The sequence below is a fragment of the Fontivita pretiosa genome (assembly GCF_050410795.1).
GTDB lineage: Bacteria > Planctomycetota > Phycisphaerae > Tepidisphaerales > Tepidisphaeraceae > Fontivita > Fontivita pretiosa.
Genome location: NZ_CP191258.1, coordinates 3,790,678 through 3,805,668, shown reverse-complemented (window position 1 = coordinate 3,805,668; position 14,991 = coordinate 3,790,678). Strand labels below are relative to the sequence as shown.

The 14,991-nt window shown below is 63.9% G+C and carries 9 protein-coding genes; 8 read left to right on the top strand and 1 reads right to left on the bottom strand.

All coding sequences use genetic code 11. From position 1 onward, the window contains the following. The first annotated feature begins 44 nt into the window (after window positions 1-44). From ACQS5P_RS15370 to infA, 7 genes are all read left to right on the top strand, one after another. Window positions 45-506: a PTS sugar transporter subunit IIA gene (locus ACQS5P_RS15370; RefSeq protein WP_428937497.1), complete on the top strand. Its 462-nt coding sequence runs from the start codon at window positions 45-47 to the stop codon at window positions 504-506. Window positions 507-689: 183 nt separating this feature from the next. Then, on the top strand, window positions 690-4,529 hold the full coding sequence (locus ACQS5P_RS15365; protein WP_428937496.1) for a beta strand repeat-containing protein: 3,840 nt from the start codon (window positions 690-692) through the stop codon (window positions 4,527-4,529). A gap of 160 nt (window positions 4,530-4,689) precedes the next feature. Further along, the gene (locus ACQS5P_RS15360; protein WP_428937495.1) at window positions 4,690-5,703 is read left to right on the top strand and encodes a type II secretion system protein; all 1,014 of its coding nucleotides are present in this window, start codon (window positions 4,690-4,692) and stop codon (window positions 5,701-5,703) included. A 69-nt stretch (window positions 5,704-5,772) separates the two neighbouring features. Next, on the top strand, window positions 5,773-8,964 hold the full coding sequence (locus ACQS5P_RS15355) for a dockerin type I domain-containing protein (protein WP_428937494.1): 3,192 nt from the start codon (window positions 5,773-5,775) through the stop codon (window positions 8,962-8,964). 413 nt (window positions 8,965-9,377) lie between these two features. Next, window positions 9,378-10,907 (top strand): PEP-CTERM sorting domain-containing protein, encoded by a 1,530-nt coding sequence (locus ACQS5P_RS15350; protein ID WP_428937493.1) that lies wholly within the window; start codon window positions 9,378-9,380, stop codon window positions 10,905-10,907. Window positions 10,908-11,012: 105 nt separating this feature from the next. Continuing rightward, entirely contained in the window at window positions 11,013-11,756 is a 744-nt protein-coding gene (locus ACQS5P_RS15345) for an MYXO-CTERM sorting domain-containing protein (RefSeq protein WP_428937492.1), read from the top strand. A gap of 278 nt (window positions 11,757-12,034) precedes the next feature. Next, window positions 12,035-12,256, top strand: coding sequence for a translation initiation factor IF-1 (gene infA, locus ACQS5P_RS15340; protein ID WP_428937491.1), 222 nt, complete (start codon window positions 12,035-12,037; stop codon window positions 12,254-12,256). Window positions 12,257-12,261: 5 nt separating this feature from the next. Here the strand turns inward: infA and lpxD are convergent, their stop codons facing one another. Next, window positions 12,262-13,245: a UDP-3-O-(3-hydroxymyristoyl)glucosamine N-acyltransferase gene (gene lpxD / locus ACQS5P_RS15335; RefSeq protein WP_428937490.1), complete on the bottom strand. Its 984-nt coding sequence runs from the start codon at window positions 13,243-13,245 to the stop codon at window positions 12,262-12,264. A gap of 173 nt (window positions 13,246-13,418) precedes the next feature. Here lpxD and xylB point away from each other — a divergent pair, with 173 nt between their 5' ends. Further along, window positions 13,419-14,951, top strand: coding sequence for a xylulokinase (gene xylB, locus ACQS5P_RS15330; protein ID WP_428937489.1), 1,533 nt, complete (start codon window positions 13,419-13,421; stop codon window positions 14,949-14,951). The last annotated feature ends 40 nt before the right edge of the window (window positions 14,952-14,991 follow it).

The window sequence follows — 14,991 nt, the reverse complement described above, 5'->3', positions numbered from 1 at the left end:
CTTTTTACGGCCACGCGTATAGGCCGGATCCGGAGTCGTGACCCATGCGCCTGACGGAAATCCTCAAGCCGCAGAACATCAAGATACCTCTGGCTTCGCGGAACAAGACCGACGCGATCACTGAACTGGTGGAACTGCTGGCCCAGAATGGCGAGATCTCCGACGCCCAGCGCGTTCTCGAGGCGGTTCTGGACCGCGAATCGACCCGGACCACGGGAATCGGCAACGGGCTGGCGATCCCGCACGGCAAGACCAATGGAACCAGCGATTTGGTGATGGCGATCGGCAAGCCGGCCGAGCCGATTGATTTTCAGTCGATCGATGGCCGGCCGGTGACGATCATCTGGCTTCTGACCAGCCCACCGGACAAGACCGGCGCCCACATCCACGCGTTGGCGCGGATCAGCCGGCTCATGACAATCGACAAATTCCGCCAATCCCTCAATGCCGCTACAACCCCACAGGAGATGTACGACATCATCGCCCGCCAGGAGAGCCAACTGTAGCTCTGGGGTCTGGGGATTTTGTTGCGTCGCGGGGGCATCACCTATATCATCGCGTGCATCAAGGGCCGTGAACACCCGGGAGCGCATTCCACGCCGTGACGTGAAGTTGTAGCCGCCGGACGTCGTGAAAACCGTCGTTGCATCCCGCATCCCATGCATCGAGAGGTCCTCAGGAGGGTCCGCATGGATCGCACACCCCGCCGCTGGCTTGATCTGTCTGCTCGCCCGCGAAGATCACAGGGGCTAAGAGCCGCCGTTGCAGCCATCGCGATTGCGGTGCTGGCGCCCGAGGGGCAGGCATTTGATGAAGGGGCCGGGCCGTTCATCAGAACGCACTACACGGACGGGCGGATCGTCTCCGGCGCGAGGCTGATCTCGAATAACCGGCTGAACTTTATTGGCGAATCGCGCGGCGTGGGCGTGGCGTCTGGCCGCGCCGACGGCGTGTTCACGTGGTTTGGCGAAGATGGGGATCTGTGGAGCGTGGCGCACAACTGGACCGGCTCCCCGGGCATCCCCGACGGCGAGGCCGCCACCGCCATCATTGACATCTTCAACGTCGGCGGGTCGGTGGTGGTCGATGGGACGTTCCGGATCAACCGGCTGGTGCTGTCGGATCCGCTTGGCGCGGTGATCCGCGGGCCGACGCTGGGCGTCGGCACGCTCGTGTTTTCGGGCATCAATCCCACCATCGAAGTCAACAACTTCCCTCGCGATCCGCGCAGCGATATCTACTTCGGAACCGTCCTGGGCGACGTGGATTTTGATCTGAAACTGGCCGGGACCAGCGGGTTGACGGTCAGCGGCGGGCCCGTCGCCGTGCGCACCGAGCAATACTTTTCCGGCGGGCTGACGATCACGAATGGCCGCTACAGCAACCTGTTCGACGACTCGGGGTTCGGCGATCCGTCCAACAGCATTACGCTGAACAACGGGCACCTGCTTCTGTACGGCACGGGCTTCACCACCGCGCGCAGCTTCACCGCCAGCGGAACCAGCACGATCACCCTCGATACGATCGGGTATACCTTCAGCGGCAGCCTGGCCGGCAGCGGCACGTTGACGATTGCGCGCGGGCTGGGGACGTTTACGGGGAATAACAGCTACGGTGGCGTGTTGCGGCTGGGGCTGGGAACGACGAGCCTGGCCGACGACGGCGCTTTCGCCAGCGCCACCGCCATCCACAACAGCGGCACGCTGGTGCTGGCCCAGGGCGGCGCGGCAGCGACGGTGAACCGCATCGGCGACACCACGCCGTACATCTCGCGCGGGGCGGCGATCAACCTCATTGGCAGCAGTTTCGCGCCCAACAACGAAACCATCGGCGCCTGGACCATGGAAGGAGGCACGAATTACGTGCTGATCCGTCCCGGCGGGGCCGGATCGTCGCTGACGACCGGCGCGCTGACTCGAAACAACGGCGCAGGACTGGCCATCCGCGCGCAGAACCTTGGCCAGACTCCAGGACCAAACGTCGGAAACCTCTTCATCGCCAACGGCGCGGCGCTGCTGCGCAACGGCGTGATTCCCTTCGCCTACGCCAACAACCAGAACCCCAGCTTCATCGGCATCGAGAGCGAATTCACCAATCTGGTCACGTACGGCGCAAACGGAGTACAGATGCTGACGGGTCAGGCGGTGGATTTCAGCGGCGCCACCTCCGCGACCAACGTCCGGCTGACCAGCAATACGCTCAACCGCACGTTCAACGTGCCCGCGGGAACGCGGATCAACACGCTGGTGCTGGCGCCGGGGCTGGACGCGGGCGGCAACGGCGTCAACGGCATCACCGTCAACGGCGGAACGCTGCACGTGGACGGCGGGGTCATCCTCAGCGCTACCTCCGGCTACACCACCGCCAACGAGATCAACGCCAGCGTGGGCAACGTGATCAACGCCCAGATCGATGCTGGCGCTCAGGAGCTGTTCCTGCTGACTCCCGGAGCGCTGACCAGCAACGGAGCGATCCACGGCAGCGGCGGCGTGACCAAGATCGGCGGGCGAACCTGGTTCGCCAACGGCGTCAGCGATTACACCGGCGTGACCCGGATCAACGGCCTGAGCCGCTTCAGGGGCAATGTGCTGAATAACACGCCCGGGCCTTACGGATCGTCCAACACTCCGATCGAGCTGTACGCGGGCAACGCGCTTCAGCACGACCCGGTGCTGGGAGCGGCGGGATTCGGAGGCGTGACGTTCGGCCCCGACGCCGGCGCAGGCGCGGTCACGATGGATCGCGGGCTGATCGTCCGCGGCGACGGCTTTGCCATGATCCGCAACTTCGCCGGCGCCAATGGAACCTTCACCATGAACGGCTCGATCCAGATCTCGGGCGAATCCGATCTGCGCTGGCAGGCGATCAACGCGGGGGTGAATCGCTTCGTGCTCAACGGCGTGGCCAGCGGCCCGGGGAGAATGGGCACGACCCTCACGATCACGCCGGGAATCTCCAGATCCTTGTGGTTGACGCTCAACAGCGCCAACACGTTCAGCGGCGGGTTCGACACCGACGGCGGAACACTGGAGGTAGGCAACGATCAGGCGTTCGGGACCGGCACGTTCAGCATGTCCCCCAATTTCGACACCACGGGAACCCGCGTGCCGTTCATCGTCTATTTCAACGCACTGGCGCCGCGGACGATCGCCAATCCCATGCTCCTGTCGGATGGCACGCTCCAGTTCGTCGGCAGCAATCCGGTAACCTTCAGCGGCGAGGTGGACCTGGACGGGGCCACGTTCAACAACAGCAGCACGGCGACGGTGAGCTTCGCCGGAAACCTGCACCGCGGAAACTTCATCAAATCCGGCCTGGGGACGGTTGTGCTCAGCGGCAACAACGACTACTCCGGCGCGCTGTCGGTGAGCCAGGGGATGGTCGTGCTCCGCAGCAACAACGCGGCAGGGTCGATCGCGGGGCAGTCGGAGGCGTTCGATGGCGGCGCGATCGGGCTGGAGAACAACGTGGTCATCCCCGACGGGGAGCTGTTTGTGTTCCGCGGCGACGGCGTGGATGGGCTGGGGGCGCTGCGGAGTCTCAGCGGGCACAATGTCTGGGGCGGTCGTCTTGCGGGAATCGGCACCGTGAGCAACACGATCGGGGTGGACGGCGGCGCCACGCTTACCGTCATCCGCGCGCTGACGACCAACACCAGCACGCTCTTGAGCTTCCCGATCACCAAAGTCGGCGCGGGGCAGATGAACGTCGGTTCCAGCCTGTTCGATAGCGGCACCAGCCAGTTCAGCGTGTCGATGCTGGTGGACGGCCCGCTGACGGTGGCCGGCGGGACGCTGCGGGTGTCGCAGGTGGCGCCGGACAATGACGCGATTTCGCGCGTGGACAATGTGATTCTGGCCGGAACGCCCGCGGCGCCGACGTCGAAGCTGGACCTGAGCAACACCAGCCTGATCATCAACGGCGGCAATCTGAGCGCGATCACGGCGCTGATCAGGGCGGGGCTGGAGAACGGCGGAGCGTACGACTGGAACGGCAACGGGATCGCCTCCAGCACCGCCGGGCAGCGCAATGTGTTGGCCGGCAGCTTCCTGTACGCCCTGGGCGTGCTGCGAAACAACCTGGATCAGGTTGGCGGCAGCGGGCCGATCTACAGTGAATTCGGCGGGCTGCCGCTGAGCATCGACGAGATCCTGGTCAAATACACGTACTTCGGCGATGCGGATCTGTCCGGTGAAATCGACGCCACCGATTACAGCCTGATCGACAACGGCTACGTGAACCGTTTGAGTGGCTGGATCAATGGCGACTTCGACTACAACGGCATCATCGACGCCACCGACTACGCGCTGATCGACAACGCCTTCATCAACCAGGGGCTTCCACTGGGTCAGATTCAGCAACTGCTTGCAGAACGCCGGATGCGATTCGGGCAGGCGTATGTGTCGGCGCTGGCGGCGATCCAGTCGGGGCACATCCCCGAGCCGGCGGCAGCAACGGTGGCTGTGGCGGTTGTGGGCTGTGTGCTGAGGCCGCCCCGCCGCGCGTCGCGCCGCGGCCGCATCGGCTGACGCTTGAGCGCGACCGTCGATCCGCAAACTTGGCGCATCCCTCGCATGCAATTCGCGCACTGCTAACAAACGGTCCGTACCTTTCGCCGCCATCGAGGCGGGCTTGCCGCGAACTGTTCTGCGGCACAGCCGAGCCAGCAACTGGCGAAAGGAGCCATTCATGCGCGGGAGGCGCGACCGTTGTGCGAACCATGCCGGCTTTACCCTGGTCGAGCTGCTGGTGGTGATCGGCATCATTGCGCTGCTGATCGGCATCCTGCTGCCGGCGCTGTCCAAGGCGCGGGAGGCCGGCAAGGCGATCAAGTGCGCCGCCAACCTTCGCGCCATCGGGCAGGGATTCAACATCTATCTTGCCGAGAACCGCCAGACCTACCCCGCGGCCTACGTGTACAACACGGGTCCGGGGTCTCCTGTGGTGATGGGCGGAACGGCCGAGACGCCCAAACGCGGCTACACCCACTGGTCCTGGTTCATCTACAGCACGGGCAAGAAACAGGGCGTGGTGTCGGAGTCGGCGTTTGTCTGCCCGTCGCTGCCATGGGAGGGGGGACTGCCGCCAACCAATCCGGCGCCCTCGGACATGATTGCCGGGCAGGTCCGGGATCCCAATGCCGATGCGGATGTGGTGGACAATCAGGTTCGGCGTTGTGCGTACACGGTCAACGAGGCGGTCTGTGCCCGCAACAAGTTCGCCTATTCGGTCCGCAATGACGAAGGCAGCGTGGTTCGCCGCTCTCAGTACGTCAAGGCCTCGAGAATCAGCAAGGTTGCGGACGTGATCCTGGCCACCGAATTCCACGAATCGTGGAAGATCGTTTCGGTCAACGACGACGGCGTGTGCAAGAGCCACCGTCCCGTGCACGGATTCCAGAAGATTGGCGGCGGGGAATACGACCTGAACTCGATCGGCACGATCAATCCCAATTTTGTGAGCCGGCCATTCGAGCTGGCCGTGGCGCCTGCCTATCCCCCGCTGGCGGATCGGAACCGTCTGAGCTGGATCGGGCGTAACCACGGCAGCGGGGCGCGTGCCCGCACCAACTTCCTGTACTGCGACGGGCACGTGGAGTGCAAAACGATCGAGCAGACGCTGGACAACCCAAGATGGCAATGGGGCACGAAGGTGTACTCGCTGGAGGGCGAGCCATTGATCTCGGGAGTGCCGGCGGATTAGGGGGCCAGCATTGGCCTGTCGCTTGACGATCCGGCGGTTCAAACACGCAAAACACGAAAGGAGCAAGTCATGAAAAACCAGTCGCCGACAGAGTTCCGCGCGCAGCGGGCGGCATTGGTGACAGCGGCGATGATGGCCGCCAGCGCGATCACAGGCAGGGCGAATGTGATCAATGACGGTGGCGCGCCGCTGGCCGACCCGGTGGAATATCAGGTCTCCGCCTCCGGCGCCACGGCCCTGGGCGCGCTGACCCGTGGCGCGACCACCAACTCCAACAACTGGCCCACGGGTGAACAGAACGGGCTGTGGCGACTGGGCACGGCGCAGTTGCGGATCGGTCGCACGCTCTATACCAGCAACGCGGGCGCGGCGCAGTACATCGGGCTGCGAGACAAGCTGGCCAGCACCGGCAATCCCAACATCGACAACATCAAAACCGCCGACCGGATCGTCTATCAGTACCATGAAACCGGATCGATCAACGGGATCTTGGCGGTGGTCAAGGGCGGGGGATTGTTCCTGGGCGGAGGCAATCCGTTCGGCAACGAGCTGCCGCCGGAGGAGGCCAGCCAGTCGGCGCCTCGATGGCGGATGGGTTGGGCGCAGATCAACCGCACGACGTACATCATCGACGGTAACGGGAACACTTCGACGAATCCCGGCGGGTACGCGGCGTATGAGCCGCCGAATGTCCGCATCGGGTACTCGGACGTGCGGTCGTTCCAGGCCTTCGCGGCGGATGATCTTCCGGGCACGGCTTCGCCGGACCGCCGTCCGCGCAATCTCCCGCCGACTCCGGGCAATGAAAACGCCGGTTACGGCCTGGGACAGAAGGCGTACAACCCGCTGCTGGGCGGCCGAGGCACCAATTTTCAGGCCCTGGCCAACCGCAGCGTCATCGCCGGGGAAACCGGCGGAGACCCGGGCACAAGCTATCTCCGCAATGAGACCCTGGCGATCGTGCCGTTCGCGGTGGCGGCCAACCCGGGAACCGGCCTGGCCAGGCTCACCGACAACGAAGTTCGCTGGCTGAATGGCGTCGGGAGGCTGCCCAACGGCGCCAACTTCAACACCGTCACCCGCGAGATCGGCTCGGGAACACGCAATCAGGGAACCAACAACACCGACATCGACCCGTCCTGGGGCGGCGGGGAGCGCGATCGCCGATCCCTGGCCGGTTTTACCCTGGACAGCTACGTGGATGCAGCCGGCGTGACCCGCCCCATCACCGACGTCAACGGCGCCGCGGTCTCGATTCGCCCCGGCGACGAAATGCGCCCGGACCTGGATCTGTTTGGCGTGGACTCGGCCAGGCCCGACAGCCAGCAGCCCAAGGAGCATCGAATCGGGCCGCTGATGCGTTTCAGCGACAAAAATTCGGGCGGCTCGGGCGTGCGACCCACCGTCGTGAACAACCGCATGGCCATCAGCCCGAACATCTCCGTCGGAGACGTCGGCGATCGCGGGTTGATGAACCTGGACGGCAGCATCCCCAGCGCTGCACGGACCGATCCGATGCGCGTGCTGAAGATCGACTGGGCCGAGCAGCACAACGCCGGGCTGGGCGAAGATGATACCGGTCCGGTAGACGACGGCTTCGTCCAGCCGACCGCATACAACGTGACCAACGGCCGCTACCAGATGTGGTCGGCGGCACAGGCGGTGACCGTCATCGGCATCGACACCAACGGCGACGGCAAGCCCGATCGTCGCGGCACCGTCGCCGAGGACCAAGCCAACCCCAACAAGCTTATCTGGGGCGATACGTTTGAGCAGACTGATGCGAGCTCGGTCGGCATTCACCGCAAGTTCCTCAACAACATCCGCCAGTCGGTCAGCAATTACCCCAGCAACGCCATCACGCCGGCCGACGCGGTCATCGATGCCGGCTTCATCCCGGCGCAGGTCATGAAGGTCAGCAAGGAATTCGACGGCGGCACGCAGACCTGGAGCAACGCGCCGGCAGGATTCGACCAGTCCCTGTACGACTTGCTGGTGGCCAATGATCCTCCCCTTGGCGCACGCAACCTCAAGAGCAGACTCAACTGGATCGATCCCTCCACCGACCCGATCAACGGTGGAACGCTCGGCTTCAACGGCGACGTGGCCAATGGCCAAGTGCGATATCGCATCTTCGCCCTCGATGTTCCGGTGATCGGTTCCGGCTCCAGCACGCCCACCAAACAGATCACCATCACCGCTCGCACGGTACTGGCCGGCGATATGGACGGCAATGGTGTGCGGGACATTCAGGATGTGGAAGAGCTGGCGCAGGCGTACGCGGCGTCGGAGGCGCTGGGCAACATCAACGGAACGGCGCCGGTCGGCAACGTGTTCGGCTCGCTGTCCAGCGACGACCTGATCGTGCTGACCGACTTCAACGGCTCGGGCAACATCGACCCGGCCAGCACCAACGCCGCCCCGGTTTTCCGCGCCATGGACCGCGACGACGTGGCGTTTTTCCTCAAGGGCGCGACGATTGACACGATCTCGCCGAATCCCACCACCGGCTACGCCGGTTCCAGTAACATCCAGATTCGCCGCGAAGACGGGGTAAGGCTTGGGAAGCTGAAGAAGAATCAGGCGATCGACACCTTCAACGCGACGCTTCAGGCGCTGGTGGGCACCGCCAGGCCCTTCGGTGGCGGCAATTGGTCGCAGGCACAGATCGACGCGCTGAAGCTGCACAAGGGCGACGTGAACAACGACGGGCAGGTGAGCCGCGCCGACGCCCGCGAACTGGATGCCTTGATCGGCGTGGCCCCGTACAGCCTGACGCTCGAGCAGGTGCTGGTCAATTACAACATCGACCCGATCTACGCCGAGCTGACCGATGATGACATCATCGATCACGTCGATCCCGATGGCGCGGGCGGGCCGCTGCTCAGCGACATGCAGGTGCTGCGTGGCGAGCTGGGGGTCACGAGCCTGATTGACGGCGATGCGAACTTCGATGGGCGGGTCGATTCCCGCGACCTGTACGCCCTGGCCTCGCACTGGAACAGCAGTGTGGACCGCTGGTCGATGGCGGATTTCAACTTCGACGGTTTGGTGGATCTGATCGACATGAACCTGATGGTGCTGAACTGGCAGCAGAGCGGCTCGCCGCCAGCGTTGTGGGGGCAGTGGGGCCAGACGTGGGCTTCGCTGGGCGGGCCGGGGATCATGATCCCCGAGCCGGCGGGATTGCTGCTGCCCGCCAGCGGCGGGCTGTTGTGCCTGGGCCGCAGTCGAAGCAGAAGGCGTCGGCGGGCGGTGTAGGCCCCGGCTCGGCCCCCAGTGTGAAGATCTGTCGCTGATACCTGTGACCGAAACGTCCAGTTCTGAACAACTGGGCGCTTTCGGCAAGTCAGGAAGAGTTTGTCAAATGCCCGGAAATCGCGAAAATCCCTGTGAATTCGCCGAGAGGCTCCCGGCCCGGCGGGCGAAGAATTTTCTTGCAGGCTCTGAGCAGCACGTGGTAGACTTCGCCGGATACGGGGTGTTCGCTCCAGTTTCCGGGCGGTTGTGCTGCCATGGTCGGCCTGTCGCATCGATGTCTTGTCCTCTGATGCTGGCCATCGTGAATTGATGTCGGTTTTCGTCGGGTCGTTGCGTAGTCGCAACGAAGCGGGATCATCATGATCCGCAGGTCCTGACGTCAAAGTGAACACCCTCAACTCAGGAGGTGGCAAATGTCAAAAGTGGGTAAGAGCAGGCTGCAACTTCTGGCGGCGGCCGCTGGACTGGCCCTGCCAGTCGTCAGCTTCGCCCAGACCAGCGCCAGTTGGATCGCCACGGGCAGCGGCACTTGGAGCGTGGCGGCGAACTGGTCCCCGGCAACCCCGCCCGACGGCGGCGGCGCTGCCACCTTCGGTACCTCCATCACCGCCCCGGCCAACGTCACCCTCACCGCACCGGTCACCATCGGTACCCTGACCATCAACAACCCCACCAACGCCTACAACATTACCGGCAGCAGCAGCCTCACCCTGGGCGTGGGATCGGCGGCGGATGTCCAAGTGACAGTGGTCGGCGGACACACCATCTCCGCACCCATCAGCACCCCGGCCAACGCGTTCGTCTTCAAGGGCGGCACAGGCACCCTCACCCTCAGCGGCAATAACGCCTTCGGCGCCGGCAGCGGGCTGGAAGTGGATGGCGGGGTCGTCCGCGCCACCTCGGCCGCGGCCCTGAATGGCCTGGCGATCGTCGCCACCGCCAATAACGGCGCGCTCGAGCTGGTTAATACCGGGGCCGTCTCCGGCTTTTTCGGGCTGGGCTCCCCCATCGCGCCCAATGGGCAGATCCGCAGCATCTCCGGCAACAACACCTGGAACGGATCGTGGTTCGTGGTGCAGGCGGGCGTCGTCGGCGTCGACACCGGCACCCTCACGCTCAACGGCGACATCAACGACAGCGGCCTGAGCACCGTCAACGGCCTGACCAAAGTCGGCGCGGGGTTCTTCGCAGCCCAGAATATTCGCCTCAATGGCAATCTGTCCGTCAACGCCGGCACGGTGGCAATCCAAGTCAATGGCACCAACAGCGGCACCAGCCGTGTAAACAACCTCACGATTGCTGGCGGAACTGCTCCCACCGCTCGTCTGGATCTGAACGATAACGACCTGGTTATCAACACCGGCAGCCTCACCAGCGTCACCGCACAGGTCAAGGCCGCTCTGGAAAACGGCGGGAACTTCGACTGGCTTGGCATGGGCATCGGCTCGACTCGCGCCAACGCCCTCAACACCACCGCCGGCAGCTTCCTTTACGGCTTGGGCGTGATCAAGAATGACTTGTCGCAGGTTGGCGGATCGGGGCCAATCTATACCGACTTCTCCGGACAAACCCTTACCGGTAATGAGATCCTGGTCAAGTTTACCTATTTTGGCGACGCGGACTTGTCCGGCACAATCGATGCGACCGACTACTCGCTGATCGACAACGGGTATGTCAACAGCCTGTCCGGCTGGATCAACGGCGACTTTGACTATAGCGGGTCGATTGACGCGACTGACTACGCGTTGATCGACAACGCCTACGTCAATCAAAGCGGACCGCTGGCAAGTGCTGTAATTGCTGAACACACCGAGCGCTACGGGGAGGCGTACACGGCGGCGCTGCGAGCCATCCAGGCTGGCGCGGTGCCCGAGCCAACGGCAATCGGTCTGTTGGGGGCAGGGGCTTTGGTTTGCACAAGGAGGCGACGGCGGGGTTCATAAAAATTGTGAACTTTCTTCTAGCATTCGTAACCACTTTGAGGTAGTATGCATAAACGGACAAAGTGGGAGTCGGTTAAACCCAGTTCTAAGAGAGAGGGATGCGACATGTTTAATCTCCGGGGTATGAGAAAAGCGTTGCTCGTGGGTGCTGCCGCCGCCGGCCTGGCAGGAGCTTCGGCCGCTCAGGCTGCCTTGGTGCTTGACCTTCGTCTTGCCGGGGCTGGCCCTGGTGCTGGGAAGTCGGCCGTCGTCAATCCGGGCGACGTGGTTCAGCTTCAGTTGTACGGTGTTGTGACAGGAACCAACGGCGTGGATGACGAGGCGATGCACAATGCGTACGCCGCTCTGCGCAGCTCGACAGGCGGCGCGTTGGGTGACTTCGCACCGGGCCAAGTTCATGATCCGTTCAGAACCGGTGCATTCTCCGGCGGCACGGCGGTGGATGTTGACGGCGACGGAGATTTGGATATCGGTCGCGAGGGTGCCGCGTCGACTGCGACTCCCACACTGCTGTTTGCTCGTGCTGATCCGGGGGTTGTGGGGACGTTTGGAGTCAACGGAGAGCGCGTTACCTTGGGCACCAGCACGGATGCCGAGCAGTTCCTTTTGGCGACGATCAACTTCACGGTCTCGCCTGCAGCTCTTCCGGGCCAGACGACCGAACTGAGAGCGATTCGCCCGAACATCACCGGCATTTTCCAGGCCTCGCTCTATCGGCAGGACGGGGTTAGCGTTTCCGGCCAGAACACGGTTGGCGGTGATCCGGTTACGCTCACGATCATCCCCGAGCCGATGGGATTGGCGGCGGTGGGTGCTCTGGGCCTGCTGGCTCGGCGCCGTCGTGCCTGATAGCCGCACGGCTTCCTCTCTTGAAGAAGACGTAGCATTCACGCGGGCCGCTCGTAACAACGAGCGGCCCTTTTCTATTTCCCACGGCGCGATACTGATGAAGGCGCTGAACACACATCAGCCGCGGCATCCGTCTTCATCCGCGTTGATCTGTGGTTCCATCCACCGCTTTTGCAGTAACCCGCCGCCGTTCTTGCTGGATTGGCCCCCAGACCGTAGCATGAAGTCTGCGCGTCGCTGCTTGAGAACCTTAAGCTGACGTCTGGAGGAACCGCCGAGTGGCCAAATCAGAGCCAATTGAAGTAGAAGCAACCGTGACGCAGGCGTTGCCCAACGCGATGTTCAAGCTGAAGCTGGACAACTCCGACCGCGAGATCCTGGGCATCGTGTCGGGAAAAATGCGAAAGCACTTCATCCGCATCCTGCCGGGGGATCGCGTGAAGGTCGAGCTCAGTCCCTACGACCTGACCCGCGGGCGAATCGTCTTCCGCCAGAAGTAGGCCGCCTACGCCAGGGGCGTGTCGCCGCTGTCGGCCAGCTCTTCGACCTGCTGCTCGACGGCCTTGAGCCGCTCGAGCAGCTCCGGCAGTTGGGTGAAGATGCTGTAGACGCGCCTGGCCTGGGAGGCGGGCATCGCCGGCACGCCCATCACGATCGTCTGGTCGGGGATGTCGCTCATGACGCCGGCCTTGGCGGCGATGGTGACGTTGTCGCCGATTTTCAAATGCCCGGCCACGCCCACCTGCCCGGCCATCGTCACGTGATGTCCGACGCTGACACTTCCTGCGATGCCAACCTGAGCCACCAGCAGCCCGTGGGGTCCGATGCGGGTGTTGTGTCCGATCATCACCAGCGCGTCGATCTTGGTTCCCCTGCCGATCACGGTGCTGCCCATCGCCGCCCGCGCGATCACGCTGCCGGCTCCGATCTCCACATCGTCCTCGATCACGACGTTGCCGATCTGAGGGATCTTGTGATGCACGCCCTGGTGAGTGGCGAAGCCGTAGCCGTCGGCACCGATGACGGCATTGGCGTGGATGATGCAGCGGTCGCCGATCAGGCAGTCCTCGTAGATCGCGACGTTGGGGTAGAGGATGCAGTCGGCCCCGACTCTGGCCCGCGGGCCAATGTACACGCCCGGATACACCACGCTGCCCTGCCCGATGGTGGCGGTGGGATCGACGTTGGCCCTGGGATGCACGCCCTGGTGCGGGTGTTGGCGATGTCCGTGCAGCAGCACGACGGCGCGGGCAAAGGCGTAGTAGGGGTCGGCCGTTCTGAGCAGGGCCAGGCGATTGCTGGTCACTCCAGGCCCGACGATCACCGCCGAAGCGCGGGTGGTCTGGAGCTGCCGATGGTATTTCGGATTGGCCAGGAAACCGATCTGTCCGGGTTCGGCGTCTTCCAGGCTCGCCGCCGACGTGATCTGGATTGAACCATCCCCCACCAGTTCCGCCTCGATTTTCGCCGCCAGTTCGTCCAGTCGCATGATCGAAGATTCTAAGGATTATGAGCCGCCGGGAACACACGGGCACACCGGAAAAGTCGTGGTCGGGATCTGAGAGTCGCACAACGCCGGCTCGGCCGGGCCTGAAGTAGCCGGGCGTGCTTCAAGCCGCCCTGATTTTGTGGCGCTGTGGCCAGATGATTTATACTCAGGGCATGAGCTATCTGTTGGGCATCGACATCGGAACCAGCGGCACCAAGACACTGATTTGTGACGATCATGGCAAGGTCATCGCCACGGCGATGGCGGAACATCCGATCAGCTCGCCCCGGCCGGGATGGAGCGAGCAGGATCCCCAGGACTGGTGGTCGGCCACCTGCAAGGCCACCAAAGCAGTTCTGAAGAAAGCCCGGCTGCGGGCCGCGGACATCGGCGGCATCGGGCTTTCAGGACAGATGCACGGCAGCGTCTTTCTTGGCGAAGGCGAAAAGCCGCTGCGACCGGCGCTGCTGTGGAACGACCAGCGCACCGCCGAGCAGTGCGCCCAGATCGAAGCCAAAGCCGGCGGGCGCGAGGCGCTGATCGAGCTGGTGGCCAATCCGGCCCTGACCGGCTTCACCGCCCCCAAAATCCTGTGGGTTCGTCAACACGAGCCAAAGATCTACGAAAAGACCCGGCATATCCTGCTGCCCAAGGACTACATTCGTTACCGGATGACCGGCGAGTATGCCACGGAAGTGTCCGACGCCAGTGGCACACTTCTGCTGGACGTGGTCAACCGCACGTGGTCGGACAGGCTGCTGACGCTGCTGGATATTGACAAATCGCTTCTGCCTCGACTTCATGAATCGCCTGAAATCACCGGCACGCTGCACGAATCCGGCGCCGAAGCGCTGGGCTTGAGGCCCGGCATCCCGGTGGTCGGTGGCGGTGGAGACCAGGCGGCCGGCGCCGTCGGCAACGGCATCGTCACCGCCGGCATCGTCAGCGCCACGCTCGGGACCAGCGGCGTCGTCTTTGCGCATTCCGATCAGCCCACACGCGATCCCCAGGGCCGCGTGCACACGATGTGCCACGCCGTTCCCGGCAAGTGGTGCGTCTTCGGGTGCATGCTCAGCGCCGGCGGAAGCTTCCAGTGGTTCCGCAACCAGCTCGGGCAGAATGAAGTTCTGGCGGCACGCAAGCGCAAGGTCGATCCATACGAACTGCTCGTCGCCGAAGCCGCCAAAGCCCAACCGGGCGCCGAAGGTGTGTTCTTCCTGCCCTACCTCACCGGCGAGCGCTGTCCCTGGCCGGATCCCTGCGCCCGTGGCGGGTGGATCGGCATCACCGCCCGCACCACTCGCCGCGACCTGATCCGCTCGCTGCTGGAGGGCGTGACCTTCGGCATGCGCGATGCCCTTGAGATCATGCGCCAGATGAACATCCCCATCACACAAGTGCGAGCCAGCGGCGGCGGAGCAAGGTCAGAGTTCTGGCGACGGCTCCAGGCCGACATCTACAACGCCCCCATCGTCATGACCAACGCCGCCGAGGGTCCGGCATTTGGTGTGGCGCTGCTCGCGGGCGTGGGCATCGGCGCGTTCAAGAGCGTCGAAGAGGCGTGCAAAGCCTCCATCCGACAAGTCGGCAGAATCGCACCGAACAGGAAGCTGGCGGCGCTGTACGAGCGGTATTACAGCGTCTATCGCAGCCTGTACCCTGCCTTGAAAGACCGCTTCGGCGACATCGCGAGACTGAACGGCTGAGCAACCGCGCAACACGATCAGCGTCACCTGCCCGTGACTG

Coding starts and splice junctions, on each gene's coding strand:
- ACQS5P_RS15370 (WP_428937497.1), top strand. CDS start 45: ATGCGCCTGACGGAAATCCTCAAGCCGCAGAACATCAAGATACCTCTG.
- lpxD (WP_428937490.1), bottom strand. CDS start 13,245: ATGCGACTGGACGAACTGGCGGCGAAAATCGAGGCGGAACTGGTGGGG.
- ACQS5P_RS15345 (WP_428937492.1), top strand. CDS start 11,013: ATGTTTAATCTCCGGGGTATGAGAAAAGCGTTGCTCGTGGGTGCTGCC.
- ACQS5P_RS15360 (WP_428937495.1), top strand. CDS start 4,690: ATGCGCGGGAGGCGCGACCGTTGTGCGAACCATGCCGGCTTTACCCTG.
- ACQS5P_RS15350 (WP_428937493.1), top strand. CDS start 9,378: ATGTCAAAAGTGGGTAAGAGCAGGCTGCAACTTCTGGCGGCGGCCGCT.
- ACQS5P_RS15365 (WP_428937496.1), top strand. CDS start 690: ATGGATCGCACACCCCGCCGCTGGCTTGATCTGTCTGCTCGCCCGCGA.
- ACQS5P_RS15355 (WP_428937494.1), top strand. CDS start 5,773: ATGAAAAACCAGTCGCCGACAGAGTTCCGCGCGCAGCGGGCGGCATTG.
- xylB (WP_428937489.1), top strand. CDS start 13,419: ATGAGCTATCTGTTGGGCATCGACATCGGAACCAGCGGCACCAAGACA.